26 protein-coding genes are annotated in these 25,273 nt (G+C 68.7%); 15 read left to right on the forward strand and 11 right to left on the reverse strand.

From position 1 onward, the window contains the following. Positions 1-18: 18 nt before the first annotated feature. Positions 19-891: a hypothetical protein gene (locus tag AC6CH0_RS08025; RefSeq protein WP_498099496.1), complete on the reverse strand. Its 873-nt coding sequence runs from the start codon at positions 889-891 to the stop codon at positions 19-21. Then, positions 891-1,862, reverse strand: coding sequence for a hypothetical protein (locus AC6CH0_RS08030; RefSeq protein WP_498099498.1), 972 nt, complete (start codon positions 1,860-1,862; stop codon positions 891-893). Before AC6CH0_RS08030 ends, AC6CH0_RS08025 begins: the two co-directional genes overlap by 1 nt. Before the next feature lie 105 nt (positions 1,863-1,967). On the opposite strand from AC6CH0_RS08030, the gene AC6CH0_RS08035 reads away from it, so the two are divergent. The 10 genes from AC6CH0_RS08035 to AC6CH0_RS08080 all read left to right on the forward strand — a co-directional run bounded on the left by AC6CH0_RS08035 (position 1,968) and on the right by AC6CH0_RS08080 (position 12,562). Next, entirely contained in the window at positions 1,968-4,787 is a 2,820-nt protein-coding gene (locus AC6CH0_RS08035; protein WP_498099500.1) for an AAA family ATPase, read from the forward strand. A 477-nt stretch (positions 4,788-5,264) separates the two neighbouring features. Continuing rightward, entirely contained in the window at positions 5,265-5,498 is a 234-nt protein-coding gene (gene nrdH, locus AC6CH0_RS08040) for a glutaredoxin-like protein NrdH (protein WP_026481845.1), read from the forward strand. Between the two features lie 60 nt (positions 5,499-5,558). Further along, positions 5,559-5,975, forward strand: coding sequence for a class Ib ribonucleoside-diphosphate reductase assembly flavoprotein NrdI (gene nrdI, locus AC6CH0_RS08045; protein ID WP_498099502.1), 417 nt, complete (start codon positions 5,559-5,561; stop codon positions 5,973-5,975). A gap of 5 nt (positions 5,976-5,980) precedes the next feature. Beyond that, positions 5,981-8,113, forward strand: coding sequence for a class 1b ribonucleoside-diphosphate reductase subunit alpha (gene nrdE, locus AC6CH0_RS08050; protein ID WP_498099504.1), 2,133 nt, complete (start codon positions 5,981-5,983; stop codon positions 8,111-8,113). A gap of 59 nt (positions 8,114-8,172) precedes the next feature. Further along, positions 8,173-9,195, forward strand: a complete 1,023-nt coding sequence (nrdF, locus tag AC6CH0_RS08055) for a class 1b ribonucleoside-diphosphate reductase subunit beta (RefSeq protein WP_498099506.1) — start codon at positions 8,173-8,175, stop codon at positions 9,193-9,195. An 86-nt stretch (positions 9,196-9,281) separates the two neighbouring features. Then, a complete protein-coding gene (locus tag AC6CH0_RS08060) occupies positions 9,282-10,040 on the forward strand; it encodes a hypothetical protein (RefSeq protein WP_498099508.1) in 759 nt (252 codons plus the stop codon). A gap of 94 nt (positions 10,041-10,134) precedes the next feature. Further along, a complete protein-coding gene (locus AC6CH0_RS08065; RefSeq protein WP_498099510.1) occupies positions 10,135-10,404 on the forward strand; it encodes a hypothetical protein in 270 nt (89 codons plus the stop codon). Between the two features lie 128 nt (positions 10,405-10,532). Continuing rightward, complete coding sequence (locus tag AC6CH0_RS08070) at positions 10,533-11,138, forward strand: class I SAM-dependent methyltransferase (protein ID WP_498099512.1); 606 nt, start codon at positions 10,533-10,535, stop codon at positions 11,136-11,138. A 181-nt stretch (positions 11,139-11,319) separates the two neighbouring features. After that, positions 11,320-11,772, forward strand: coding sequence for a DNA alkylation repair protein (locus AC6CH0_RS08075; RefSeq protein ID WP_498099514.1), 453 nt, complete (start codon positions 11,320-11,322; stop codon positions 11,770-11,772). 43 nt (positions 11,773-11,815) lie between these two features. Continuing rightward, positions 11,816-12,562, forward strand: a complete 747-nt coding sequence (locus tag AC6CH0_RS08080) for a formylglycine-generating enzyme family protein (RefSeq protein ID WP_498099516.1) — start codon at positions 11,816-11,818, stop codon at positions 12,560-12,562. Positions 12,563-12,593: 31 nt separating this feature from the next. On the opposite strand, the gene AC6CH0_RS08085 is transcribed toward AC6CH0_RS08080, so the two are convergent. Further along, positions 12,594-13,004 (reverse strand): VOC family protein, encoded by a 411-nt coding sequence (locus AC6CH0_RS08085; RefSeq protein WP_498099518.1) that lies wholly within the window; start codon positions 13,002-13,004, stop codon positions 12,594-12,596. Positions 13,005-13,094: 90 nt separating this feature from the next. On the opposite strand from AC6CH0_RS08085, the gene AC6CH0_RS08090 reads away from it, so the two are divergent. Further along, positions 13,095-14,039: a DUF4190 domain-containing protein gene (locus AC6CH0_RS08090; protein ID WP_498099520.1), complete on the forward strand. Its 945-nt coding sequence runs from the start codon at positions 13,095-13,097 to the stop codon at positions 14,037-14,039. Positions 14,040-14,114: 75 nt separating this feature from the next. Here AC6CH0_RS08090 and AC6CH0_RS08095 read toward each other — a convergent pair whose 3' ends face one another. From AC6CH0_RS08095 to AC6CH0_RS08110, 4 genes are all read right to left on the reverse strand, one after another. Next, complete coding sequence (locus tag AC6CH0_RS08095; RefSeq protein WP_498099522.1) at positions 14,115-14,588, reverse strand: GNAT family N-acetyltransferase; 474 nt, start codon at positions 14,586-14,588, stop codon at positions 14,115-14,117. Positions 14,589-14,624: 36 nt separating this feature from the next. Then, the gene (locus AC6CH0_RS08100) at positions 14,625-15,353 is read right to left on the reverse strand and encodes a hypothetical protein (protein WP_498099524.1); all 729 of its coding nucleotides are present in this window, start codon (positions 15,351-15,353) and stop codon (positions 14,625-14,627) included. A gap of 116 nt (positions 15,354-15,469) precedes the next feature. Further along, positions 15,470-15,859, reverse strand: coding sequence for an MmcQ/YjbR family DNA-binding protein (locus AC6CH0_RS08105; protein ID WP_498099526.1), 390 nt, complete (start codon positions 15,857-15,859; stop codon positions 15,470-15,472). A gap of 43 nt (positions 15,860-15,902) precedes the next feature. Beyond that, positions 15,903-16,289 carry a PPOX class F420-dependent oxidoreductase gene (locus tag AC6CH0_RS08110; protein ID WP_498099528.1) on the reverse strand — a complete coding sequence of 129 codons (387 nt, stop codon included), beginning with the start codon at positions 16,287-16,289 and terminating at the stop codon, positions 15,903-15,905. A 252-nt stretch (positions 16,290-16,541) separates the two neighbouring features. On the opposite strand from AC6CH0_RS08110, the gene AC6CH0_RS08115 reads away from it, so the two are divergent. Continuing rightward, the gene (locus AC6CH0_RS08115; protein WP_498099530.1) at positions 16,542-17,018 is read left to right on the forward strand and encodes a peptidoglycan-binding domain-containing protein; all 477 of its coding nucleotides are present in this window, start codon (positions 16,542-16,544) and stop codon (positions 17,016-17,018) included. A gap of 132 nt (positions 17,019-17,150) precedes the next feature. Here AC6CH0_RS08115 and AC6CH0_RS08120 read toward each other — a convergent pair whose 3' ends face one another. Beyond that, positions 17,151-17,948, reverse strand: a complete 798-nt coding sequence (locus AC6CH0_RS08120; protein WP_498099532.1) for an SDR family NAD(P)-dependent oxidoreductase — start codon at positions 17,946-17,948, stop codon at positions 17,151-17,153. A gap of 62 nt (positions 17,949-18,010) precedes the next feature. On the opposite strand from AC6CH0_RS08120, the gene AC6CH0_RS08125 reads away from it, so the two are divergent. Further along, positions 18,011-18,610, forward strand: a complete 600-nt coding sequence (locus AC6CH0_RS08125) for a TetR/AcrR family transcriptional regulator (protein WP_498099534.1) — start codon at positions 18,011-18,013, stop codon at positions 18,608-18,610. A gap of 40 nt (positions 18,611-18,650) precedes the next feature. Here AC6CH0_RS08125 and AC6CH0_RS08130 read toward each other — a convergent pair whose 3' ends face one another. Continuing rightward, on the reverse strand, positions 18,651-20,384 hold the full coding sequence (locus tag AC6CH0_RS08130) for an L-aspartate oxidase (protein ID WP_498099536.1): 1,734 nt from the start codon (positions 20,382-20,384) through the stop codon (positions 18,651-18,653). Between the two features lie 77 nt (positions 20,385-20,461). On the opposite strand from AC6CH0_RS08130, the gene AC6CH0_RS08135 reads away from it, so the two are divergent. Then, positions 20,462-21,397, forward strand: a complete 936-nt coding sequence (locus AC6CH0_RS08135; protein WP_498099538.1) for a LysR family transcriptional regulator — start codon at positions 20,462-20,464, stop codon at positions 21,395-21,397. A gap of 18 nt (positions 21,398-21,415) precedes the next feature. Here the strand turns inward: AC6CH0_RS08135 and AC6CH0_RS08140 are convergent, their stop codons facing one another. Continuing rightward, the gene (locus AC6CH0_RS08140; RefSeq protein ID WP_498099540.1) at positions 21,416-23,089 is read right to left on the reverse strand and encodes an amidohydrolase; all 1,674 of its coding nucleotides are present in this window, start codon (positions 23,087-23,089) and stop codon (positions 21,416-21,418) included. Next, complete coding sequence (locus AC6CH0_RS08145; protein ID WP_498099542.1) at positions 23,086-24,618, reverse strand: APC family permease; 1,533 nt, start codon at positions 24,616-24,618, stop codon at positions 23,086-23,088. Before AC6CH0_RS08145 ends, AC6CH0_RS08140 begins: the two co-directional genes overlap by 4 nt. A 52-nt stretch (positions 24,619-24,670) precedes the next feature. On the opposite strand from AC6CH0_RS08145, the gene AC6CH0_RS08150 reads away from it, so the two are divergent. Then, positions 24,671-25,273 (forward strand): TetR/AcrR family transcriptional regulator, encoded by a 603-nt coding sequence (locus tag AC6CH0_RS08150; RefSeq protein ID WP_498099544.1) that lies wholly within the window; start codon positions 24,671-24,673, stop codon positions 25,271-25,273.

Below are 25,273 nucleotides of genomic sequence, written 5' to 3' on the forward strand. Positions count from 1 at the left end.
CTCCCCGCGCGAGACTCCTCAGCCGAGGCGGGCGGATGCCGCGACCGCGAGCGTCTCGGCCGCCGCCAGGGCGGTGTCGACCGACTCGTCGGGTGTCTGCACGGCGAACAGGTAGGCACGGTCGCCCTCGATCTTCGCGACGGTGCCGCCGTCGGTTCCGACCCGGCCGATGCCCACGAAGTCGGGCAGCGCCGTGCCCTGCTCGAGCGAGTCGACGGGTTCGTGCGTGCCGTTCAGGTAGTCGTCGGTGAACTCACCGGCGGGCAGCACGGAGACGAGCACGGTCGTGCCGGCCGACTCCCACTCGCATTCGGTGAAGCCCGCACCGAAGTCGGAGCCTGTGGGCGTCGGCACGGTACCGCCGAACAGGGCGGCGAGTTCGTCATCGGTCACCAGCCCGCAGGAATCGGTCGCGCTGGGCTCGGCTCCGCCGCCGCATTCCGCGCCGATCTCCGCCGCGATCGTGTCGAGGTGCGCAACCGACTCGGGCGTCGCCTGGGTCTCGAACACGTCGGCGAGGGCCTGTTCCTGGGCGGCACGGTCGCTGCCCGCGGCATCCGCTGCCGTGACCGCCGAGTCGAAGATGCTCGCGACGGCCGCCCATTCCTCGGCCACCGCGGGCGGCGGGTCGAGCGACTGCAGGCCGGAGTCGATCGCGCGGGCGGAGTCGAGCAGTGTGTTCGGGTCGAAGTTCGCGTTGAGGTCGGTGAGCGTGCCGGCGAGTGCGGTGAGCTCGGCGCACGCGGCGTCGTCGGATGCCTCGGGCGGCGTGGAGCTCGCAGGTGGCTCGCTCGACTCGGGCGTCGCGTCGGGGGAGCCGCTGCTGCACGCGGTGAGCGTGAGCACGGCCAGTGCAGCGAGACCGAGCAGGCCCGAGGAGACGGCACGCATCAGGGCGTCTCCGGTCCGGCACGGAAGCGAGTTTCGGCACCGGCAGCGGCAGCGGTGAGGCCGCGTACGCGACGAAGCCCGACGAGAGTGGCGCCGGCGAGCAGCAGGGCGAGGCCGACGGATGCCGCACCGACATCCGGCCCGCTCTCGGCGAGCTGCTTGCCTCCGGCTGTCGGAACCGGGGCGGCGCCCGCGGGAGCGGCTCCAGCGCCGGGATCTGCCGGCACCACGGGCACGACGGGCTCCACCGGGTCGACGGGCTCGACCGGCTCGCCGGCGAACGTCAGCGTTCTGGTGATGTAGTCGGCCGGATCCTCGACGGGCGCCCCCGACCCGCAGCTCACACCCATCACGATGACGTCGCCGGGCTCGCTCGCGACCGGCGTCGGCACGACGAACGAGAAGTTGCCGCTCGCATCGGCGGTCGTGTCGTCGAAGTGGGTCACCGGCGGCGGGCCGGCGAAGTCGACGGCGATGAACACCGCTTCGCCGGCGTCGCATCCGCTGCCGTTGACCGTGAAGGACTCTCCGGGCACGACCCCTGCGGCGGGCGTGACCACGGCGGTGAGCGGCGCTCCGGCGTACGCGAGCGCACCGAACCCGATGACCGTCTGTTCGCCGTCGCACGTGACGGTCACGCCGAACTGGGCGATCGGCGGGGCGATCTCGGGCAGCTCTCCCGGTGCACCGTGCACGGCGACGGTGGCGCTGAACGCGCCGGCCCCGTCGGCGGTGACGGTCGTCGATCTCGAGCTCGACGCGCCGCCGATCGCGGGGATCCAGGTGCCGACGAGCACCTCGCTCCCTGCGGAGCATCCGGCGCCCGTCACGTCGATGGTGCCCCCCGGCACCACGACGGTCGGGGTGAACGACGCGGTCGCCGCAGCCATGGCGGCTTGCGCCGGGATCAGCACTGCGGCGAGCGTGAGTGCGGAGGCAGCGCCGAGAGTGGCGAGTCGTAGGGGTCGCATGGATTCCGTTCCTCAGGTCGTCGGCGGGCGCAGTTGCCCTACGCTTGATGCCACCAGCCCAGCGGGCGTCTGTCATCCGTAGCGACTACGGGAGTGTGAGCCGAGATGCACCTCAGGTCGCTCGAGCTCGCCTCGCTGGTCGAGGCCGTCACGGCGGCCGATGCGCCGAGCATTCTCGTCACCGGCGAGCCGGGCGCGGGCAAGAGCTGGCTGATGGCCCGCCTGCGCGACCGGCTCGGCGAGGGCACAGGTGCAGGCGCAGGCGCAGGCGCGGGCGAAGACGAAGGCAAGCGCGAAAGCGCCGGCCAGCGCGCGGCCGCCGGCGCCGACGCGCCCCTGCTCCTCACCGCGAGCGGCCATGCCGCCGAGGAGCACCTGCCGTTCGCCGCGCTGCACCAACTGCTCGAGCCGCTCCTCGACCGGCTCGACGCACTCGCGGAGCCGCAGCGGCTCGCGCTCGCCGGAGCGCTCGCGCTGGCGGTCGCAACCCCGCACGAGCAGTTCGCCGTCGCGGTCGGCGTCAAGGCGCTGCTCCAGGACGCCGCGCGCGAGCGGCGGGTCGTGCTCATCGTCGACGACCTGCACTGGGTCGACGAGTCGACGCGGCAGGTGCTGGTGTTCCTCGCGCGGCGGCTGCGCGGCAGCGGGGTCTCACTCGTGTGTGCATCGCGTCCACCGGTCGACGTCGGTGACAGCGTCGACGTCGCCGACGCCTTCGATCGACGGATGTCCCTCGCCGCCCTCGACGATGTGCAGAGCCGCGAGTTGCTGCGGCAGCGGTACCCCGACCTCGGCACCCTGGCGGCCGGCCGGGTGCTCGAACTCGCCCGCGGGTTGCCGCTCGCGCTCGTGCAGCTGCCCGCCGAACTCGACGCCTCGCAGCGGCGCGACGAAGAGCCGTTGCCCGAGGTGCTGCCGGCCGGCGACCGCCTCGAGCGGCTCTACGCCACGCGCATCGCGGCACTCGACGAGCCGGCGACGATGGCCGCGCTCGCCGTGTGCCTCGCGCCGCTCGACCGCGGTGAGGCCGAGCGGATGCTCGCGCTGCTCGGGCTCGAAGCCGCGGCGCTCGACCGGCCGCAGCGGCTCGGGCTCGTCGAGATGCGCGGGGCGCGGTTCGAGCCGAGCCATCCGACGCTCGCGCCCGTGCTCATCCGCACCGCGACGCACGCGCAGCAGGCCGCCGTGCACCGGGCGCTCGCGACCGTCTTCGCCGACGACGTCGAGCGACGCGCCCTGCACGTGTGGGCCGAGCCCGGCGCCGACCCGCGACGCGTGGCAGCCGCGCTCGATGCCGCCGCCCAGAGTGCAGCGGCACGGTTCGCCTACCCCGAGGCGGCCGAGTTCTGGGAGCGGGCGATCGCCGCGGCATCCGACAGCGCGCAGGTGCTCGAGTGGCAGGCCGCCGCCTTCGAGGCCTATGCGCACATCGGCGCCCGCGCCCCCGCGCTGCGCCTCGTCGACGCGATGATGGCGTCGAGTGACGACGCCGTGCAGCTGGCCCGCTGGCAGATCGACAAGCTGCGACTCGGCTTCTGGACCGACGGCGACCGATCGCGCGACGACCGCAGCGTCGAGCTCGCCGCCGCAGCCGCTCCTCGCGAACCCGAGGTCGCGGCCGAGCTCGTGGTGACGCACGCGATCGAGCTCGCGGTGTTCGGCGAGTTCGCCGCCGCCGCCCAGGTGCTCGAGCGGGCGCACTCGGCGGGGTTGATCGACCGCTCGCGCACCGACGCGGCACCGAGCCTCGTCGACGAGTTCATCCGGGTCATGCTCGCCGACGACGCGGGGCTCGACCTCGACAGCTGGCGCGAACGGATGCTCCGCGCCGACCCCGGCACGGCGAGCGCGGCGTTCCCCTTCATCACCCTGCAGCTCGCCTGGCACGGACGCACCGACGACGCCCTCGCCCTCGTCGCCCACTTCGACGCGCTCGCCGCGCACACGAACCTCGTCGGCCCGCGCACCACCGCACTCGCCGTCGAGGCGGTGGTCGACGTCGTCACCGGGCGGTGGCATGACGCCGACGCCCGCTTCGCGGAGTGCGAGCAGCTCTGCATCGACACCGGCATTCTCGGGCCGCTCAGCTATATACAGCTGCGCCACGCGTGGTTGCTCGCGGCGAGGGGCGCCACCGACGAGGCGCTCGCGCTGTGCGAGCTCGCGGTGCCCGACGCCGAGCGCACGACGCCGCTCTTCCGGCACGTGCTGTGGTGCGCCATGGGGCTCGCGAAGCTCACCGCCGGCGAGCTCACCGAGTCGATCGCCGTGCTCGACGCGGCGGCCGCGCTCGAGGAGCGCGCCGGCATCGTGCAACCCGGCTACAGCTCGCGGTTCGGCGACTGGTTCGAGGCGCGGTGGCGGTATCGCGATTCGGATGTCGCGAGCCTCCGCCGTGAGCTCGAGCGCTTCGAATCCCGCATTCACGCGGCCGACAACCCGGCGAACGCGATCGCGCTGCGCTGCCGGGCGCTGCTCGCGCCCGAGGCAGAGGTGGATGCGGCGTTCGGGGCCGCGCTGCGCGCACACGATCGGCTCATCGACCCGTACCAGGCGGCACGCACGCGGCTGCTCCACGGCATGCGGCTGCGCCGGGCACGACGCAAGGCGGATGCCCGAGGTCCGCTGCGCGAGGCCGCCGCCGCCTTCGACGCGCTGGGGGCGTTCGCCTGGGCGGCGGGGGCGCGATCCGAGCTCGCCGCGTGCGGGGAACGCCGGCCCGTGACCGCGCCGGGCGACCCGCTCGCCGAACTGACGCTGCGCGAGAACGAGATCGCGCGGCTCATCGTCGCCGGGCTGTCGTCGGCGGCTGCGGCGGCGCGACTCAGCGTCTCGGTGCGCACGGTCGACTCGCACCTCGCGTCGATCTACCGCAAGCTCGGCGTGCACGGGCGCGGTGAGCTCGTGGAGTTCGTCGGGCGGTGACGGGCGGGCGGGCGTGCGGGGTCTCGATACGCTCCTTCGTCGCTACTCGACCGGCGGTTGCAGGTCTCGATACGCTCCTTCGTCGCTACTCGACCGGCGGTTGCGTCAGGTCTCGACCGGCGGCGGCGGGAGTGTCGGTGGGTGGTGGCAACATGGGGGTTACAACACCACATGTAGGGGTCGGCACCGCGAATCACCCCCAAGGATTCCGATTCGCGACACGCCCGGCATCCGTCCACAGCCCAAGAGATTTCGATCGCACGGGGTGTGGATAACCTCGGGGCCTACCGCGGAAATACGCCGATCGCCGCGACATCCGTTGTTCACAACCGGTGGAAAACCCGGTGGATAACTACACGAATGTAACTACAGCATGTTGTGGCAGTCGAGTTCCGTGGGCACTAGATGTAGTATTGAGGTACGAAATAGCAACACGGGGGAACGGCTCCTCCAGAGCCTGAGAACGAGGGGAAAACAATGACGGTTACGGTCTACACCAAGCCTTCTTGCGTCCAGTGCAACGCGACGTATCGCGCCCTCGACAGCAAGGGAATCGAGTACGAAGTGCTCGACCTGTCTGTCGACGAGAACGCCCTCGCGCAGGTCAAGGAACTTGGGTACCTGCAGGCTCCGGTCGTCATCACCGATGAGGGCCACTGGTCGGGTTTCCGTCCCGACAAGATCGACGAACTCGCGTCACGACTCGCTTAGCGGCCGCCGGTGAGCTCGGGGGAGTGAGCCGGTGAGGAACGCAATCGCGAAGGACGAACCATGACGAATCTGGTCTACTTCTCGAGCGTTTCGGGCAACACGAAGCGATTCATCGAGAAGCTCGGCCGCCCTGCGGCCCGCATCCCGTTGCACGCTCGTGAAGATGCATTGCATGCCGACGAGCCCTACGTGCTCGTCGTGCCGACCTATGGCGGAGGCGACGGCAAAGGCGCCGTGCCGAAGCAGGTCATCCGCTTCTTGAACGATCCCGACAACCGCTCGAACATCCGCGGCGTGATCAGCGCCGGCAACACCAACTTCGGGTCGGCCTTCGGTCTCGCCGGCGACATCATCGCCGCGAAGACCGGGGTGCCGCACCTCTACCGCTTCGAAGTATTCGGAACCCCTGACGACGTTCGCGCCGTCGATGATGGATTGGACGCATTTTGGCAAACGCAGCAGCAACTGACGGCGTAGCGCTCATGGACGCACCGCGCGTGGCGAGTGGCATGGACTACCACTCCCTCAACGCGATGCTGAACCTCTACGGTCCGAACGGCGAGATCCAGTTCGACAAAGACAAAGAGGCGGCGCGCGAGTACTTCCTGCAGCACGTCAACCAGAACACCGTCTTCTTCCACTCGCTGAAAGAGCGCCTCGACTACCTCGTCGAGAAGGAGTACTACGAGCAGGCCGTGCTCGACCAGTACTCGTTCGAGTTCATCACCAAGCTCAACGACCTCGCGTACTCGAAGAAGTTCCGCTTCGAGACGTTCCTCGGTGCGTTCAAGTACTACACGAGCTACACGCTGAAGACGTTCGACGGCAAGCGCTACCTCGAGCGCTTCGAAGACCGCGTGGTCATGACGGCCCTCGGCCTCGCCCAGGGCGACGAGAAGCTCGCCGTGAACCTCGTCGAAGAGATCATCGGCGGCCGCTTCCAGCCGGCCACGCCGACCTTCCTCAACACGGGCAAGGCGCAGCGCGGCGAGCTCGTCTCCTGCTTCCTGCTGCGCATCGAAGACAACATGGAGTCGATCTCGCGCGGCATCAACTCCGCCCTGCAGCTCTCGAAGCGCGGCGGCGGCGTGGCGCTCTCGCTCTCCAACATCCGTGAGGCCGGCGCCCCGATCAAGCAGATCGAGAACCAGTCTTCGGGCATCATCCCCGTGATGAAGCTCCTCGAAGACAGCTTCAGCTACGCCAACCAGCTCGGTGCCCGCCAGGGCGCAGGTGCGGTGTACCTCAGCGCGCACCACCCCGACATCATGCGGTTCCTCGACACGAAGCGTGAGAACGCCGACGAGAAGATCCGCATCAAGACGCTCTCGCTCGGCGTCGTCGTGCCCGACATCACGTTCGAGCTCGCCAAGAACGGCGAAGACATGTACCTCTTCTCGCCGTACGACGTCGAGAAGGTCTACGGCAAGCCGTTCGGCGACATCTCGGTGACCGAGAAGTACCGCGAGATGGTCGACGACCCCCGCATCAAGAAGACGAAGATCAACGCCCGCGAGTTCTTCCAGACCCTCGCCGAGATCCAGTTCGAGAGCGGTTACCCCTACATCGTGTTCGAAGACACGGTGAACAAGGCGAACCCCATCAAGGGCCGCATCAACATGTCGAACCTCTGCTCCGAAATTCTGCAGGTCAACACGCCGACGACGTACAACGAAGACCTTTCGTACAACGAGATCGGCAAAGACATCTCGTGCAACCTCGGTTCGCTGAACATCGCGCTCACGATGGACTCGCCCGACTTCGGCAAGACGGTCGACACCGCCATCCGCGGCCTCACCGCCGTCTCGAACATGAGCCACATCGCCTCGGTGCGTTCGATCGAAGACGGCAACGACAAGTCGCACGCCATCGGCCTCGGCCAGATGAACCTGCACGGCTACCTCGCCCGTGAGCGCATCTTCTACGGCAGCGAAGAGGGCATCGACTTCACGAACATCTACTTCTACACGGTGCTGTTCCACGCCCTGCGCGCGTCGAACAACATCGCGAAGGAGCGCGGCGAGACCTTCGACGGCTTCGCCGACTCGAAGTACGCGTCGGGTGAGTTCTTCGACAAGTACACGGATGCCGCGTGGGTGCCCGAGACCGCGAAGGTCACGCAGCTCTTCGCCGACTCGAACGTGCACATCCCGACGCAGCAGGACTGGCTCGAGCTGAAGGCCTCCGTGCAGGAGCACGGCATCTACAACCAGAACTTGCAGGCCGTGCCGCCGACCGGTTCGATCTCGTACATCAACAACTCGACGGCATCGATCCACCCGATCGCCTCGAAGATCGAGATCCGCAAAGAGGGCAAGCTCGGTCGCGTCTACTACCCGGCGGCGTTCATGACGAACGACAACCTCGAGTACTACCAGGACGCGTACGAGATCGGCTACGAGAAGGTCATCGACACCTACGCCGCGGCGACGCAGCACGTCGACCAGGGCCTCTCGCTCACGCTCTTCTTCAAAGACACGGCGACGACCCGCGACATCAACAAGGCGCAGATCTACGCATGGAAGAAGGGGATCAAGACGATCTACTACATCCGCCTGCGTCAGATGGCCCTCGAGGGCACGAACCTGGAGGAGTGCGTCAGCTGCATGCTCTGACCCGCCTCAGGCTTCCAAACTGATCACTCCAACTCGAGACATCCGTCAGAAGGATTGAAATGACTCTCACCGATCCAGTGAACTCGGCTCAGAACGACCCCGCACACACGGGCGGCAAGCTGAAGCTCGTCAGCCACGTCAACGCGATCAACTGGAACAAGATCCAAGACGACAAAGACCTCGAAGTCTGGAACCGTCTGGTCAACAACTTCTGGCTGCCCGAGAAGATTCCGCTGTCGAACGACATCCAGTCGTGGAACACGCTGACTCGCGACGAGCAGATTCTGACGATGCGCGTGTTCACCGGTCTGACCCTGCTCGACACGATTCAGGGCACAGTGGGTGCGGTCTCGCTCATCCCCGACGCGATCACGCCCCACGAAGAGGCCGTCTACACGAACATCGCCTTCATGGAGTCGGTGCACGCGAAGAGCTACTCGTCGATCTTCTCGACGCTGTGCTCGACGAAAGACATCGACGATGCGTTCCGCTGGTCGGTCGAGAACGAGAACCTTCAGAAGAAGGCCGCGATCGTCATGGAGTACTACCAGGGTGACTCACCACTGAAGCGCAAGGTCGCCTCGACGCTGCTCGAGAGCTTCCTGTTCTACTCGGGCTTCTACCTGCCGATGTACTGGTCGTCGCGGGCGAAGCTCACCAACACGGCCGACATGATTCGCCTCATCATTCGCGACGAGGCCGTGCACGGGTACTACATCGGCTACAAGTTCCAGAAGGGGCTTGAGCAGCTCTCGCAGGCCGAGCGCGACGACCTGAAGGACTACACGTTCTCGCTGCTCTACGAGCTCTACGATAACGAGGTGCAGTACACGCAAGACCTCTACGACGGCGTCGGCCTGACCGAAGACGTCAAGAAGTTCCTGCACTACAACGCCAACAAGGCCCTCATGAACCTCGGCTACGAGCCGATGTTCCCGAAGACCGTCACCGACGTGAACCCGGCGATCCTCTCGGCGCTGTCGCCCAACGCTGACGAGAACCACGACTTCTTCTCCGGGAGTGGCTCGTCGTATGTCATCGGCAAGGCCGTCGTCACCGAGGATGAGGACTGGGACTTCTGACGAACGAATCCGATCCGGTCCCCGAGGCGCTCCCGTATCCTGCGCCTGAAGGGTGGCTGCCGGACGCGCAGTACTTCTCGACTCCGGTGATCTGGGCCGTGGGTGGTGCCGCGGTGGCGGCCGGCATCGGTTCAGCGCTGCTCACTGCGGCGGGGTCGCTGGTGTGGGGCGTCGTGCTCGCCGTACTCTTCGGGTTGCTCGCGCTGGCGGCTACCGCATTCGGCCTCTTCGCCGTGCGTCGGAGTCCTCCAGTGCTGATCAACGCTGTGACGCTCGGCCGAGCCACGGCGCGGCCTGTCGACGACTGGGTGCACTTCTGCCGTGAGCGCCCAGTGCGGATCTGGAGCGTGCTGTGGTTGATCGTGATGGGGCTCGGCACCGGTGTGCTGCTCGGGCTGGCGATGCCGGGCGTGCTGGGCGCAGCGGGCGGCCTTTGGTGGCTGTTCCTGTTCGTTCCGTTGCTCGCGCTCTGCCTCGTGCCTATCGGGGCCGGGGTGCTCCAACTCCTGCTCGACGGCAAGAACACCTCTTTCGGCAGGATCCCGGTCGGACTCACCCTCAGTCGTCATGGCGTGGCGCGGTATCTGGTCGCCGGAGGTGTGAGGTGGGTGCCGTGGGAGACGATCAGCGGCGTCGAGACGCAGCTCCACTCTCGCGTCAGCATCAGCCGCATCGGTAGGGCCGAGCCGTTGGAGTTCACCGCCGGTGTCTTCGAGCAGGACGCGGTGCTCCTGTACTGTGCGGTGCGTTTCTACGCCGAGCACCCCGAATTGCGCAAGGAGCTCAGCACGATCGTCGCGCAGCGCCGCTTCGAGAGCTGGGATCGCGCACTCAGCCTTCGCTGAAGACCGCGTTCTCTCGGCTTGCGCATGCCCAGTCGTCGCAGACGAGCAGCGCGGGTCTCACAGGCTTCGGGCTGCAGGCACGAGATAATGAAGCATGTCCTCTTCCGTTGAACGCCGTTCCAATCCAACGGCCTGGGCCGCGTTCTGGGTCGCGCTGGCCGGCCTCGTGCTCATGCCCATCCCGCTGTTCATCGGGCTGATCCTCGGCGGCGGCCTCTCGATCGTCGCCGCAATCCTCGCTGTGATCGCCCTCCTCAAGGGGCTCGCGCGTAGCGGCAAGGGCATCGCGCCCGTCGTGTTCGCCGGGATCTTCATCGCGCTCACCTGGGGCGGCATCTCGGTCGGCGGCGGCACGATCTGGTAGGTCGACCGGCCGGCGGTTTCCCGCTCATCAATCCCGCTCCGCGCCACCGCGGGCACGGAGTGCGATGAGTCCGGATGTGCTGTACTCCCGCTCTACGAGACTGTGTAGTACTGCCTAGACTCGATCGCGTGGTCGACGAGGTTATCAACGCGTACTCACGCCGGGCAGCGGAGTACATCGACCTCTTCGGGTCGATGAGCGCAGTGCACCCTTCAGATCGTCAACTCGTGTCGACATGGGCCAGCGGGATCGAGGGCAGCGTCATCGACGCTGGTTGCGGTCCAGGTCAGTGGACGAACTTCCTCGCCGAACGAGGGCTTCCTGTGCTCGGCGTGGATCTGGTCCCCAAATTCATCGAGCGCGCCCGCAGCACGTATCCCGATGTGCCTTTCACGGTCGGCAGTCTCGACGCCCTCGATGCCGAGACAGGTTCCACGGGCGGGGTTCTGTCCTGGTACTCCCTCATCCACCATGAGCCTGGGACGATCCGGGTTCCCCTCCTGAATTTCAGCCGCGTGCTCAGGCCCGATGGCACGCTGCTCATCGGATTCTTCGAGGGCCCGGTAGTCGAACAGTTCGCTCACGCGGTCGCGCCTGCATACCGATGGTCTGTGGATGCCCTCAGCGACGAGCTGATGGAAGCCGGCTTCGATGTGGTCGAATCCCACGTCAGGAAGGCTGCCGGCCAGCGGTCCCAGGCAGCGGTTGTTGCCCGACGGCGAGATGCCCGCTGAGGGCTCCGCTTGCGGACCGGCGTGCGGGGCCGAGGTCGTCGTCGACGACGCACAGACCGCAGGGATACCGCGTCGCGACGCTCAACCGCCGTACCCACTGAACGATTCGCATACGGGACTGGCACCGGGTCGGCGGCATTCGTGTCGAGCCCACCGGGTCATCGAAGAGGAGAATTGAAGCATGACGGAACCGGCCGAGTTCATCGACCGAACGCTTCAAGCCGAGGGCTCCGAAACGCGAGCGCAGGCGGAGGCCGATCGAATCGGCGACAGCCTCAAGTTCTATGGCGCATCAGTGGGAGCGGTGCGGGGAGCCGTGCGTGACGCCCACCGGCGGCATCCGGATCTGACACATGACGAGGTCACCGCGCTCGCGTCGGAGCTGTGGGCTGAGCCGGTGTACGAGCGCCGGCTCGCCGCGGTCGTGCTGCTCCAGGGGCAGGTACCGTCGCTGCTCGTCAGCGACTTCACCCGCTTCGAGCAATTCCTGCGGTCGGCTGGCACGCGAGAACTCGTCGATCCGCTCGTCGCCGATGTCGTGCGCCCGCTGCTTCAGCGAATGGCGGGTGCCGATGCTGCCCGGGCGCGACGCATCGTCGATCGGTGGGCGCACGAAGGCCTGATCGAACCGTAGTCACACGACTGACGCCGTCGCCGGAGCGTGCGAGACTGCCTCGGTGACGGATATCGAGCTCGCGCGCATCGGGGCCGGCACGGTCACCCTCCACGACGCGCGCCGCAAGGTGCGGTGGAGCGTCGACCTCGAGCCGTTCGAGATCGGGGTGTACCCGGTGACGCAGGAGCAGCTCGCCGAGATGATCGGTGAAACTGCGACGCATCCCCGCCGGCCCGCCACGGGCGTGAGTTGGCTGCGTGCGATCAGGTTCTGCAATGCGGCATCCGAATGGGAGGGGCTCGACCCCGCCTACACCTTCGACGGCGAGGATGTCACGTGGCACATCGACGCCGACGGGTACCGCCTGCCGACCGAGGCGGAGTGGGAGTTCGCGTGCCGGGCGGGGTCGACGCGCCCGCACTACGGCCCGCTCGACGAGATCGCCTGGGCGAGCGCCGACGGCGTGACCGCGCCGCAAGACGTCGGCGGGAAGCATCCGAACCTCAACGGACTCTTCGACACCCTCGGCAACGTGTGGGAGTGGTGCTGGGACCTGCTCGACCCTGCCCGCTACGACGCCTACCGCGTGTTCCGCGGAGGCGGGTTCGCCGACGACGCCTGGAGCGTCAGGGCATCGACGCGGCGCGGCGGCGCTCCGCGCATGCACCACGAAGACGTCGGGTTCCGTGTCGCGCGCGGCGGGTTCGATGCGACGGATGCCGCGCAGGGCTGGTCCGCGGAGGCAGACCTGGAGCGCGCGGCGATCGACGGCCCGCTGCCATCGGGGTGGACGCCGCGCCGCTCGTGAAAACGCGAGTGTCGCGGCGTCGGAGACGGGGTCAGTCTGCTGCGGCCGTTTCCCGGGGCGGGTTGTGCATGAACTCGAAGCGGATGCCGTTGTCTTCCTCGACGAAGGACGCGTAGTAGCGGTCGTTGAACCTCGTGAACACCTTCGGCTCGCGCACCGCCGTCCAGCCGGCGCCGATCGCGATCTCGTGCAGGCGATCGACCTCGGCGCGCGACTCGACGGGGAAGGCGAGGTGCTGCCAGCCGACCGTTCCGTGTTCGTGCGGGCCGGTGCCCGACTCCCGCGCGGGGAAGAGGATGAGCTCCTCCTCGCCCTTGTACCAAGAGACGCCGTTGTCGGCATCTTGTCGCGTGCAGCCGAGCGCCTGCATCACGGGGTCGAACTGTGCGATCGAGCGGGGCAGGTCGTCGACGCTGATGCCGAGGTGGTCGAAGAGGGGCATCCGGTCATCCTATGAGACCGTCGGCCGACCCCCAATACTGGGGGAGTGCCGTGGTACGAAGCGCCTCCTCGGCTCTGCCAAGGTGAACGGATGTCTTCAATTCCGCCAGTTCCGGGGCAGCAGCCGGAACCCGCCGCATCACAGCCGACCGCACCGTACGGCGCATCGCCGAGCGGGCAGCCGTACGGCACGTTGCCCGTCGCCGGGCAGCCGCAGTACGCGGCATCCCAGCCAGGGGCACCGACCCCCGCGCCGTCGACGACGAACGGCCTCGGCATCGCCGCGATCGTGCTCGGTGGCATCGGCCTGCTGCTCGCGTTCATTCCGATCATCGGCGGGTTCGGTGGATTCCTCGCCTTCGTCGGCCTCGTGCTCGGCGTGATCGGCCTGTTCCTGAAGAACAAGTCGAAGCTGCCCGCGATCATCGGAGCGAGCCTGTCGGGCCTGGCGCTGCTCCTCTCGATCGTGATGGCGCTCGTGTACACGGCCGCGTTCGTCGCCGCCGTCGACGAGGCCGGCATCGACGCGCCGGCCATCATCGAGGAAGGCGATGACCCCGCGGAAGCACCCGCGGAAGAGGCGCCCGCCAACGATGGGCCTGGCGCTCGTGACAACCCGGCACCGTTCGGCTCGACCGTGGTCATCGACACCTTCGAAGGTGCGGTCTGGGAGGTCACTGCAGCGGCCCCGAACCTCGACGCGACCGCCGATGTGAAGGCGGCGAACGAGTTCAACCCCGACCCTGCGCCCGGCAACGTGTACGCGATCCTGCCGGTGACGGTGACGTACCTCGGTGAAGATTCCGGCACCCCGTTCGAGCTGCGGTTCACGTACGTGAGCCCCGCGGGCCAGTCGTACGAAGGCGGCTTCGTCGTCATGGACGGCCAGCTCTCGGATGTCGCCGAGCTCTACACCGACGCGAGCGGCACCGGCAACGTCATCATCGAGATCCCTGCTGAAGGCGCCGCCGGTGGCGTCTGGGGTGTCGAGTACATCCTGGGCGACGAGCCGATCTTCTTCGGCAACGCTCAGTAGTCTCCAGAGACGACGTCGAGGGTCGGGTCGCTGCGGTGGCCCGACCCTCTCTCGTGCGCGAGCGGATGTCGCGGGCTACAGCTCGAGGAAGTAGTAGAACGCGCGCTCGCCGCTGTCGGGGTCGACGCCGTTGAACCCGTGGCGCTCGTAGAAGCGCTGCGCATCGACATCCTCAGCGTCGACGTTGATCTCGATCGCCGAGACGCCCTGCGCTTCGGAGTCGGCGACCAGCAGGTGGATCATCGCCGCTCCAAGACCGCGACCTCGTTGCTCAGGTGCGACATAGAGCTCGTCGAGCAGGGCCACCGGGCCGTGGTACCAGACGTTGCTTCGCAATGTCACAAGCGCGACGCCCGCGGCCGGCTCGCCCGCGAGGTACGCGATCGTGCTCGGCTCGGCGAGCAGTGACTGCAGGCGTTCGGTCAGAACGGCCGTGCCCGGGGTCGGCGTATCGAATTCGGTGTTGAAGTCGTGCAACAACTGCGCCACCGTCTCGGCATCGTCTGGCCGGGCGCGTCGAGGAGCAGGATCCGCGGGAAGGTCCGACATGAGCGCAAGACTAGCTGCGTGACCCGCTCGCCGCGCCTATCGAATCGTCGACAGTCGCTGCGCGAGTCGGAGCGACTCTGCTGACCCGAGCTGCGGCCGCTGGCGAGGCTTCGCCACGAAATGCTCGAGCACCGTCACGTCGCGAGCGTCGCCGCGAATGCGGATCGTGGTCGCGTCGCCCGGGCCGAACGGCACTCCGACGTGCTCGGCCGCCGAGCGACGAACGGTCAACGTCGGTCGTTCGTCATCGGGGTCGCGGCTCGGCTCGACGCGCTCGACGTCGCGCCATTCGAACACCGTGGCGGCCTCTCTGATGTGCGGCCTTCGAACACCGGCGCCGTGCTTGACGTCGCGGAGCGTGTGCACGGTCAGGTATTCGGGCGCGAGTGTCAACACGGCTACAGGTCGGCGGTGCTTGCGCGTCTCGCGCACGATGTAGGGAACCGCTCCCACGGCGATCGCCGCGAATGCGAGGCCGAACAGGCCGTACATCCATGCGGGCCCCGAGAGGTTGGCGGCGCGTGCCGGTCCGCCCTCGATGGTGGCGTCCCAGCCGAGGGCGGCCCCCACCATGATGGCCGGCACGAGCCAACTCGCAGCGACGATCATCACCGCCATCAGCGTGAAGAGCTGCAGGAGCAATTCGGGAACCCACCGCGAGTGCCCGACGCGCTCGAGCACGCCCGTCACGCCCGGTTTGCCCGAGGTGCGCCAGCCGTAGATCGCTGCATCGCGCGCCGCGCGGCGTCGTTGCGAACCCGTCATGCTGCGAGCGCTCGCCGAGGGGGCCGACAGATCAACGGGGTGCTCAATGGGCGGAGGCCGTGCATGCCCTACAGGCTACGTGCACGGAACGACGGCCGGATGCCTCGGGGGGAACGCTATCCGACGGCGTCGTCGAAGTCGCGCCGCAGGTACTTCGGCGCCTGCACACGCCACGCCTCTGTGACCAACTCGGCGAGATGGTCGTCGTCGATGCCCTCCATGCGGAACGCGACCTTCGGTTCGCCCCAGCGGGTCGTGGTGCCCAGGAACACCTCGGGCGCCATCTCGCGAAGGGCGAGCGCCTCGACGGGGTCGGCGACCTTCACCCCGACGACGAGCTCGGCCGCGATGATCTCGCGCAGGTCTTCGGGGATGCTCGGCCACGGGTGGCACTCCCACGCGAACAGCTTGCCGCGAACGAACCACGCCGCGCCGCCCGTGGTGGCACGCTCCTCGCTGCCCGGCAGCGCGCCGGCGGTACGGCGCAGGTCATCGAGGGTGGCCATGGGAGCGAGCCTATGCCGCACGACCGACAGCGAGGCATCCGAATCAGGCGTCGCTCGCGCGCATGCCCGCTGAGCCCAGCACGCGTTCGACCGTGAGCTCGAGCACGACCCGCTGCGGATTCACGCGGGGCTGCCGGTAGCGTGCGGCATAGAGCTCGACGGCGAGGGCGACCGATTCGGCATCGGTGCGAATGCGAGCCGGACCTTCGAAGCTGATCCAGCGCCGCCCATCGAGGGTGTTGACGCTGGCGCGCCCGCTGCGCTCGGCGTTCACGAACTTCTGCGAGCCGCGGCTGCCGATGACGCGGACGATGCCGTCGAGGTAGGTCATGCCGACCGGCACCGAGTGGATGCGCCCGTCGCGACCGAGCGTCGAGAGCGTGGCGAGGTGGTACTCCGAGAGGAACTCCCGTGCGGTGTCGGTCAGCACTTCGCGCCTTTCGTGCAGGTCGTGGCGGTGTCGCAGAGATCAGGCCCGCACATCGAGTCTACGAAGGGGGCGGATGCTTCGAGGCATCCGGCCTGTCGTCGTGTTGAACCGCGATGCCCCCTCTGCGCGCGGGCCGATGGGGAGTGCTCCCCATTCTCCGGATGCCGCGGTGCGTGGTGTGATCGGTGTGCGCGACAGGGGCGCAGACCACACCGGCCGCCGCTTCGGCGCCCGAGAACGGGGAGATCACTGATGAAGAAACTCAAAAGGGGGATCGCCGGGGGCGTTCTGGCGGTCGCGATCGCCGGGCTCTGCGCCGTCGCACCGACGACCGCGGCGAACGCGTACAGCACGGCGACCGGCAAGGGGTGCACCGCGTACGAGTACTCGAACGGCGGATACGCGACGTGCATCGCACAGATCCAGCGGATGCTGAACGCGCTCGCCCCGAGATACGGCGGCTCAGTGCTGGCCGTCGACAACGGCTTCGGCCCCAAGACCCTGGCGGAGGTGCGCCGATTCCAGTCGTGGGTGTATCTGACGTCCGACGGGATCGTCGGTCGCAACACGTGGAACATGCTCTGCGCGTACGCGGGCCAGGTCAACTTCGCCTACCCGGGCTCCGGTGCGACGAAGAACGTCGCCTGGCAGGCCGCATACGACGCCGGATGCTACGTCGAGAAGCCGGCCGCGGGATCGCCGGGCTACATCACGATCTCGAAGTACTGATCGCACGCGCGCCGCGAACGAAGGGTGGATGCCGCGAGGCATCCACCCTTCGCCGTCTCGCCGATCAGATGGGGCCCTGGCGAGCTGGGTCGAACGCGGCGACGACGACGAGCGTCGTCAGGACGGCGAGGCTCACCGAGCCGGCTCCGCAAGCACCCGGCCGCTGACCGCCAGCGCGAGACCCCGCGGCATGAGTCGCACGAGCGCGCTGGTGAGCGCATTGGTGCGGCCGGAGACGACGCTCGCGACCCGACGGCGACGGTCGAGGCGGCGGAGCGCGAGGCCCACGACCTGCTCGGGCGTCTGGAAGCGGCCGACGGCGGCGTTCTCGGTGCCGACGACGTCGAAGAACTCGGTACGCGTCGCGCCCGGGCTGACGGCGAGCACCTGCAACCCCGACGCGCGGGTCTCGTAGGCGAGCGCCTCGGTGAAGTTCAGTACGAACGACTTGGATGCCCCGTACACCGCCATGTCGGGGCAGGGCTGGTAGGCCGCAACGCTCGCGATGTTCACCAGGGCCCCTCGCCCCTCGTGCACGAGATCGGGCAGGAACTCCTGCGTGATCGCCACGACGGAGGCGACGTTGAGCTGCACCATCTCGGCGATGCGGGCAGGAACCGCGTCGACGAACGCGCCCTTGACCCCGAAGCCGGCGTTGTTGACGAGGGTCTGGATGCGAATGCCCCGTTCGTCGAGGGCGTCGCGCAGCGCTGTGTGGGCATCGTGCCGGGCGAGGTCGAGCACGATGGGCGTCGCGCGTACGCCGTGCTGGCGCTCGATGTTCGCGGCCAGTTCGCGCAGTCGCCCTTCTCGGCGGGCGACGAGCACGACGTCGGCGCCGCGACGAGCGAGTCCGATTGCGAACTCGGCTCCGAGGCCCGAACTCGCACCGGTGATGAGGGCAGTGGTTCCGCTGAAGTCTGTGGTCATGAGTGCAAATGTAGACAGTGACAGCATTGTTGTCAATGTCTACTTTGAGGTAGGGTGCAGGGGTGACCGAACGCGCCTACCATCACGGCAACCTGCGCCAGGCGCTGCTGGAGCGCGCATGGGTGACGATCGACAGTGACGGCCTCGATGTCCTGTCGCTGCGGCAACTCGCCCGCGATGTCGGCGTGAGCCACGGGGCGTCGGCTCGGCATTTCGCCGACCGCACCGCCCTGCTCGACGCGATCGCGGTGGCGGGCTTCGTGCGCATGAACGAAGCGCTCGCCGCGGCTGTTGCGAGCGAGACGACGTTTCCCGAGCAAGTGCGCGGTGCCGGCCTCGCCTACATCGGATTCGCAGTCGAGCACCCCGCGATCCTCGACCTCATGTACAAGGCGAAGCATCATCCCGACGCGTCGGCCGAACTCCGCGGGTTCAGCCGCGCGAGCATGACCGTCGTGGTCGAACTCGTTCGCGCAGCACAGTCTCGAGGCGAGGTTCGACCCGGAGACGTCGAACGCCAGTCGCTCGTCGTGTTCGCCGCGGTGCACGGCGTCGCCGCGCTCGCCACCGACGACCTGCTCGATGGGGTTCCGTGGCGCGATGCCGCCGCCGCGACGATCGATGCCGTGCTCAGTGCGCTCACGGGCGCAGCGGCGACCTGACGCAGGCGAAGCGGTCTCCTCGCCGTGTCGGCCGGCCCATCTACTCGACGAGCTTGCCGGCGACCGACACCTCGCGCATGAGGGCGGCGATCTCCGCCGGGATCGGCGGGATCTCCTCACGCGTCACGCCCGCCGTGGGCGACCAGACGAGGTTCACCTGCAGCGAGGCATCCGTCTCGGGGTGGTCGCTGCGGTTGTGGCATCCGCGGGTCTCGCGCCGTTCGAGCGCTGCCTCGAGGGTGGCGCGCGCGGCGAGGGCGGCCGACTTGAGGTCGAAGGCGTGGGCCAGGTCCTGGTACCCGGCGATGTCGGGGTGCACGCCGATGTCGGCCATGCGGGCCTCGATCGCGTCGAGCTCCGCGAGTCCGGCGAGGAGGCCTGCTTCGTCGCGCACCACGCCGGCGTGCTCGGTCATGGTGTCGCGGATGGCGCGCTGCAGGGCGCGCACGTTCTCGGTGCCGTCGGAGGCGAGCAGCCCCGCGATCTCGTCGCGCGCGGTCTGCACCGCGGCGGCCGAGCGTGTCTGCGCGGCGAGCGACGCCGAGTAGGCCGCGGCGGCCTGGCCCACGATGCGTCCGAAGACGAGCAGTTCGATGAGCGAGTTGCCGCCCAGGCGGTTCGCGCCGTGCAGGCCGGAGGATGCCTCGCCGATGGCGTAGAGGCCGGGGACATCCGTGCCGTGGTCGTCGGGGCGCACCCACACGCCGCCCATCGAGTAGTGCGCGGTCGGCGCGATCTCGATCGGCTGCTTCGTGATGTCGAGCATCTGCAGCTCGAGCATGGTCTGGTACACGCGGGGGAGACGGGTCATGATCGTCTCGCGGGGCAGGTGCGAGACATCCAGCCAGACACCGCCGTTGGGGGTGCCGCGACCCTCCTTGATCTCGGTGTAGCAGGCGAGCGCCACGCGGTCGCGCGTGGAGAGTTCGAGCCGCTCGGGGTCGTACTTGGCCATGAAGCGCTCGCCGAGACCATTGGTGAGGATGCCGCCTTCACCGCGTGCGGCTTCGCTGATGAGCGTGCCCGCGGCGCTCTCTGGCTCGATGATGCCCGAGGGGTGGAACTGCACGAGTTCGGGGTCGCGCAGCCGGCCGCCGGCCTCGACGGCGAGCCGGAACGAGTCGCCCGTGTTCTCGTCGCGCCGCGACGAGGTGCGCCGCCAGATGCGGTTGTGGCCGCCGGCCGCGAGGATGACCGCGTCGGCGTGGATGAGGTAGTGGGTGCCATCCTCGAGGTCGAAGCCGTAGGCGCCGAACACCGCGCCGTCGTCGTTGACGAGGATGCGCGTGACGTAGACGGTGTCGAGGATCGGCACGTTCAGCTGCGCAGCCCGGTTGATGAGCGTGCGCTGGATCTCGAGCCCGGTGTAGTCGCCCGCGAACGCCGTGCGGCGGTAGGTGTGGGCGCCGAAGAAGCGCTGCGAGATGCGGCCGTCGTCTTCGCGGGCGAAGGGCATGCCGTAGCGCTCGAGGTCTTCGATGCCGCGGGCCGCGCCCGAGGTGACGATCTCGACCGTGTGCGGGTTGGCGAGCAGGTAGCTCTCCTTCAGCGTGTCGGCGGCGTGCTGCTGCCAGCTGTCGTCGGCATCCATGGTCGAGAGCGCCGCGTTGATGCCCCCGGCCGCGAGCGAGGTGTGGGCATCGGACTTCGGGCGCTTGCCCAGGGCGAGCACGTCGACGCCAGCCTCGGCGAGCTCGATGGCGGCGCGCAGGCCTGACCCGCCGGTGCCGATCACGAGGACGGTCGTGGAGATCTGGCGCTCTGAAGTGGTCATGCGTTCAACGCTAGGTTCACGACTGCGATTACTCCAATGCATATATAGCGTGACGACGATGCGCGTACGCTATCGACATGAACCTCGAACAACTCCGCAGCTTCGTCGAGGTGGCACGGTTCGGCAACTTCACCCGAGCCGCCGAAGAGCTCTACCTCGCGCAGCCCTCGTTGAGCCGACAGATCGCCGCGCTCGAGCACGACCTCGGCGCCGAACTGTTCCACCGCGCACGCGGGGGCAGCACGCTGACGGTCGCGGGTGAATCGCTGCTGCCGCTCGCGCGCCGTATGCTCGCCGACGCCGAATCAGTGCGGCGGGAGCTCGCCGAACTCGCCGGCCTCGAGCGCGGCCGGGTGCGGCTCGGCGCCACGCCCACCCTCTGCATCAGTCTCGTCGCCGAGGTGCTCAGCACGTTCCACGCGGAGTATCCGGGCATCGAACTGCACCTCTCCGAGCAGGGCTCGCGCCGGCTGCTCGACGAACTCGCGAGCGGCGAGCTCGATCTCGCCTTGATCACCACGTCGGATGCGACATCCGCTGACCGCTTCACCGTGACCCCGCTGCTGGTCGAAGAGCTCGTCGTGATCTCGTCGGCCAGCGTGCCGCCCGTCGTTCGTGGTGACACCATCGGGCTCGCGGATGTCGCGGCGTTGCCGCAGATCGTCTTGAGCCCGAGCTACGACCTGCGCAGCGCGACCGACGCCGCGTTCCGGGCGGCGGAGCTCACCCCCGAGGTCGTGCTCGAGGGCGTGGAGATGGATGCCGCGCTGCGATTCGTGGAGCGCGGGCTCGGCGTCGCCATCGTGCCGGCGATGGTGCTCATCGATCGGCCCGGGCTGCGATCGGTGCGCTTGGGCGCGCCGACGCTCGCGCGAACGATCAGCGTCGCCCGGCCCGCCGACGTCGCTCCGACCGCCGCGGTCGAGGTCATGCGGCACACGATCACGGCGAGTGCCACGGCGTTCGCGGCGCGGGCCGGCGAGACCATGCGGCTCGCGGGCATTGGTGCGTGAACTGTTCTCCGTCTGTCGCTACGCCGCCGAGCAGTGATGCGTGCCCGCGGGCGGCGCCTCGGGCAGCGCGGCGGCATGCGCCGCGTCGTGCACGACCTCGCCGCCGACGATCGTGAGGTCCGCGCGCTCGCCGAGGAGTCGCGCGGGCTCGGCTTCGAGGTCGTAGAGGTTCGACGACCAGGTCACGAGATCCGCGCGAGCGCCGACGCGAAGCATGCCCAGCGAGTCTTCGGCATGCCACGCCCAGGCGCCCTCGGCGGTGTAGCCGCGCAGTGCCTGGTCGAGCGACATCCGCTCGGCCGACGTCCATGATGACGAGCCGTCGAGGCCCGCCCGGGTCATCGCCGAGTAGAAGCCGACGAGCGGGTCCATCTCGCCGACCTGCCAGTCGCTCGAGAGCGCCACGTGCGCGCCCGACTCGGCGAGCGATCGGAACCGCCAGGCCCGGCTCCAGCGCTCTTCGCCGACGTTGTCCATCCAGGTGCCGCCGACGAGGTCGGGGGAGCAGTGCCGGGGCTGCATCGCCGCCGTCACGCCGAGCGCGGCGAAGCGCGTCAGGTCGTCGGGGTGCAAGCACTCGACGTGCACGATGCCGTGGCGGCGGTCACGGGTGCCGTTGGTGCGGGCGGCGTGCTCGATGGCGTCGAGGGCGATGCGGATGCCGCCGTCGCCCGTGGCATGCGTGTGGGTCTGGAAGCCCAGCCGGTCGAGCTCCGTCACGATGCGGGTGAGTTCGCCGAGCGGCGCGCTCGGGTGGCCGCGGTGACCCGGGCGATTGGCGTACTCGTCGAGCATCCACGCCGTGTGCGGCTCGATGACGTCGTCGGCGTAGAGCTTGACCGGGCCGAAACGCAGTCGCTCGTCGACGGGAGCCGAGTCGACGGCCTCGCGCAGATCGGCGCGGAACGCGGCATCCGCATCCATCGGGTGGAAGAGCGCGGCGATGACCCGGCTCGAGAGCTCGCCCTCGTCGCGAGCGCGCAAGAGCAGGCTCATCTCCGCGAGCGGTACCTGCGGTTCGACGACGGTCGTGATGCCGGTGGCGCGCGCCATGCGAAGGCTCGTGAGCAGCTTGCGGTAGCGGCGCTCGGGGGAGTACATCGGGATGTCGCGTTGCAGCGCCGCGAGCCCTGCGGTGGTCATCGCGCTCGTGTAGAAGTCGGTCACCCAGCCGGTCGGTTCGCCGGTGGCGGGGTCGATCTCGGGATTGCCCCACGCGATGCTGTCGGCACGACGGATGCCGAGAGCCCGCACCGCCGCATCGTTGAGCCACACGGAGTGCTGGTCGTAGGTGGTGACGAATACGGGCCGATCGGTGACGCCCGCCAGATCGGCCGCGCGTGGCCGGCGTCCGGGAACCACCGAATACACGGCGTTCTCGGCGCAGATCCAATCGAGGTCGAGCCGGGCATCGGCAAGGTTGCGGATGCGGCGGCGCACCTCGTCGAGCGACTCGGCGCCCTCGAGTGAAACGGCATCGGCATCGAAGCCGAGCAGCAGGTGGTTGTGGCTGTCGATGATGCCGGGGGTGACCAGCCGGCCCTCGAGCTCGACCGTCTGGCGTGCGGCCGGGGCATCCGCTGCACCGCCGACATAGCTGATGCGTCCGTCGGTGGTGCCGACGGCCTCTGCGGTGGGGTGGGCGTCGTCGAAGGTGCGAACGAGGCCGCCGGTGAGGAGCAGGTCGATCATGCGCGGGGCTCTCCGATGGTCGTGGCGGCGGCAGCGCCGCTGTCCGCGCCGGTCTCCGCCTCGGCATCGAGCAGCACGAGGTGCGTGCCCGAGCGCGGGCGCAGGTAGGCGAAGTAGTAGAGGAACCCGGCCGCGACGATGCCGAGCGAGATGGCGAGGCTGAGCCACTGCGCCGGGTCGAGCAGTGCGCTGAGGATGATGCCGGCGATGACCAGCATCGCGACGACCGGCGGCACCGGGAACAACGGCATGCGGTACGCGCCGGCCGTGGCCTTGCGGCGGTGGTTGACGAGCGCCGCGAGCGCGATGAACAGATAGCTGAAGGCGACCGTCGAGCCGGTCGCGGTGAGCAGCACGTCCATGGGAATGGAGCAGGCCGCCAGGGCGATGCCTCCCATCGTCGCGGTCGCCACGATCGGCACGCGCGAGCCGGCACTCACTCGGCTGAGCGGGCGCGACAGGGCACCGGGTAATGCGTTGTCACGGGCGGCCGTGTACAGCAGGCGGCCGGCCTGCAGGGCGATGGCGATGATCGCGTTGATGATGGCCAGCGCGATCGCGAGCAGCACGACGAGGCTCACGATGTCGCCCGACTGCTCGGCGAGGAACGACTCGACCGGCAGCTCCGCGCCGAACAGGCCGGGCAGGCTCGAGGCGCCGAGCAGGATGGCGGTGAGCGGCACGACCTCGGCCACGACGGTGATCACGCAGCTGAGGATCACGGCCTTGGCGATGGAGCGCGTCGCGTTCCTCGTCTCCTCAGAGAAGTAGACCGCTCCGCCGTAGCCGTTGTAGGCGAAGATGCCCTGCGTCACGGCGAGCAGCAGGCCGCCGACGGCGAGCGGCGCCATGGCGTTCGTCGACGGGTCGAGGAACTCGGGGCTCAGGAGCGTGAGGGGCGAACGCTCGATGCTGATGAAGCCGAGCACCGCGAGCAGCGCGAGGGCGGCGAACTCGATGAAGAGGAACACGCCGGTGAGCCAGGCGTTGGCGCGGATGTTGAAGCAGGCCGTGACCGTCGCCAGCGCGACGACGGCGAGGGCGGTGCCGAGCGGCGTGAGCCCGGCGATCGCGACGCCGAGGTAGTCGGCGACGCCGAGGCCGAACACGGCGAGGATGAGCGGCAGCGAGACGAGGCTGATGAAGAAGGTGGCGACGCCGAAGGCCGGGCCGAGCGCGCGGGTCACGAGCGAGTAGTCACCGCCCGACACCGGATAGGCGCTCGCGAGTTCGGCGTAGCAGAAGGCGATGAGGATGCTCACGACGCCGGCGATGACGAACGCCCAGAACACCCCGGTGCCGTAGGTGGCGAGGGCCGCGCCGCCGAGGATGAAGACGCTGGAGGCCGGCGAGATCGACGACAGGGTGATGAGCACGTTGCCGCCGACGCCGAGACTGCGGGCGAGGCGCGGTTGCTCGGCGCGCTGCACCTCGGCGGGGGTGGGCGGAGCCTGCTCGGTGGCTGCTGCGTTGGAGTCCATCGGTCTTCCGTTCTCGGGGGAGATCTCGGGTTCGAGATTCTTTGACATCTGCGTCAAGGAATGGGGCGATGCTGTCATTCTTTTGCGCTAGTGTCAAGGAATGGCGCGACCGAAGAAGCAGGAGGCCAGGCGGGCGGACCTCGTGGAGGCCGCGCTCGCCGCCGTCTCGGAGCACGGGCTGCGTTCGCTGTCACTCGCGGATGTCGCCACGCAGGCCGGGCTCACCCGCGGCGCGATCCTCTACTACTACGACGACCTCGACGCGCTGCTGCGCGAAGCGCATCGCGCCGGCCTCGAACGTTTCTGCGACGGGCGAGACGCCGTGGTCGCGACGATCGCCGAGCCTCAGAACCAGCTCGCCGCCGCCATCAGGGCGGGCCTGCCGAGCGGGCCGGATGACGCACTCATGCGCCTGCTCTACGAGTTCGACGTGCTCGCGGGAACGTCGGAACTGCACGACGAACTCGTCGAGCGGATGTATCGGCGCCAGCTCGCCACGTATGCGGGCGTGATCTCACGAGGCGTCGAGGCGGGCGTCTTCGCGCCGCCGATGCCGGTCGAGCAACTGGCGATGAACCTCGTCGCGCTCGAAGACGCCTACGGGCTGCACATCGTGGCAGGGAACAGCCTCGTGACCGTCGCGCTCGCCGAGGCGGCGATGCGGGCGGTCGCCGACAACCTGGGGTGCCCGACCGCGGTCTGA

Source organism: Agromyces sp. GQ35, assembly GCF_059758475.1.

Excerpts from the sequence above, each read along its gene's own strand:
- AC6CH0_RS08135 (WP_498099538.1), top strand. The coding sequence starts at position 20,462 with ATGAACCTCGAACAACTCCGCAGCTTCGTCGAGGTGGCACGGTTCGGC.
- AC6CH0_RS08090 (WP_498099520.1), top strand. The coding sequence starts at position 13,095 with ATGTCTTCAATTCCGCCAGTTCCGGGGCAGCAGCCGGAACCCGCCGCA.
- AC6CH0_RS08130 (WP_498099536.1), bottom strand. The coding sequence starts at position 20,384 with ATGACCACTTCAGAGCGCCAGATCTCCACGACCGTCCTCGTGATCGGC.
- nrdF (WP_498099506.1), top strand. The coding sequence starts at position 8,173 with ATGACTCTCACCGATCCAGTGAACTCGGCTCAGAACGACCCCGCACAC.
- AC6CH0_RS08085 (WP_498099518.1), bottom strand. The coding sequence starts at position 13,004 with ATGCCCCTCTTCGACCACCTCGGCATCAGCGTCGACGACCTGCCCCGC.
- AC6CH0_RS08095 (WP_498099522.1), bottom strand. The coding sequence starts at position 14,588 with ATGTCGGACCTTCCCGCGGATCCTGCTCCTCGACGCGCCCGGCCAGAC.
- nrdE (WP_498099504.1), top strand. The coding sequence starts at position 5,981 with ATGGACGCACCGCGCGTGGCGAGTGGCATGGACTACCACTCCCTCAAC.
- AC6CH0_RS08145 (WP_498099542.1), bottom strand. The coding sequence starts at position 24,618 with ATGTCAAAGAATCTCGAACCCGAGATCTCCCCCGAGAACGGAAGACCG.
- AC6CH0_RS08035 (WP_498099500.1), top strand. The coding sequence starts at position 1,968 with ATGCACCTCAGGTCGCTCGAGCTCGCCTCGCTGGTCGAGGCCGTCACG.
- AC6CH0_RS08120 (WP_498099532.1), bottom strand. The coding sequence starts at position 17,948 with ATGACCACAGACTTCAGCGGAACCACTGCCCTCATCACCGGTGCGAGT.
- AC6CH0_RS08105 (WP_498099526.1), bottom strand. The coding sequence starts at position 15,859 with ATGGCCACCCTCGATGACCTGCGCCGTACCGCCGGCGCGCTGCCGGGC.
- nrdH (WP_026481845.1), top strand. The coding sequence starts at position 5,265 with ATGACGGTTACGGTCTACACCAAGCCTTCTTGCGTCCAGTGCAACGCG.
- AC6CH0_RS08140 (WP_498099540.1), bottom strand. The coding sequence starts at position 23,089 with ATGATCGACCTGCTCCTCACCGGCGGCCTCGTTCGCACCTTCGACGAC.
- nrdI (WP_498099502.1), top strand. The coding sequence starts at position 5,559 with ATGACGAATCTGGTCTACTTCTCGAGCGTTTCGGGCAACACGAAGCGA.
- AC6CH0_RS08025 (WP_498099496.1), bottom strand. The coding sequence starts at position 891 with ATGCGTGCCGTCTCCTCGGGCCTGCTCGGTCTCGCTGCACTGGCCGTG.
- AC6CH0_RS08150 (WP_498099544.1), top strand. The coding sequence starts at position 24,671 with ATGGCGCGACCGAAGAAGCAGGAGGCCAGGCGGGCGGACCTCGTGGAG.
- AC6CH0_RS08030 (WP_498099498.1), bottom strand. The coding sequence starts at position 1,862 with ATGCGACCCCTACGACTCGCCACTCTCGGCGCTGCCTCCGCACTCACG.
- AC6CH0_RS08115 (WP_498099530.1), top strand. The coding sequence starts at position 16,542 with ATGAAGAAACTCAAAAGGGGGATCGCCGGGGGCGTTCTGGCGGTCGCG.
- AC6CH0_RS08075 (WP_498099514.1), top strand. The coding sequence starts at position 11,320 with ATGACGGAACCGGCCGAGTTCATCGACCGAACGCTTCAAGCCGAGGGC.
- AC6CH0_RS08065 (WP_498099510.1), top strand. The coding sequence starts at position 10,135 with ATGTCCTCTTCCGTTGAACGCCGTTCCAATCCAACGGCCTGGGCCGCG.
- AC6CH0_RS08100 (WP_498099524.1), bottom strand. The coding sequence starts at position 15,353 with ATGACGGGTTCGCAACGACGCCGCGCGGCGCGCGATGCAGCGATCTAC.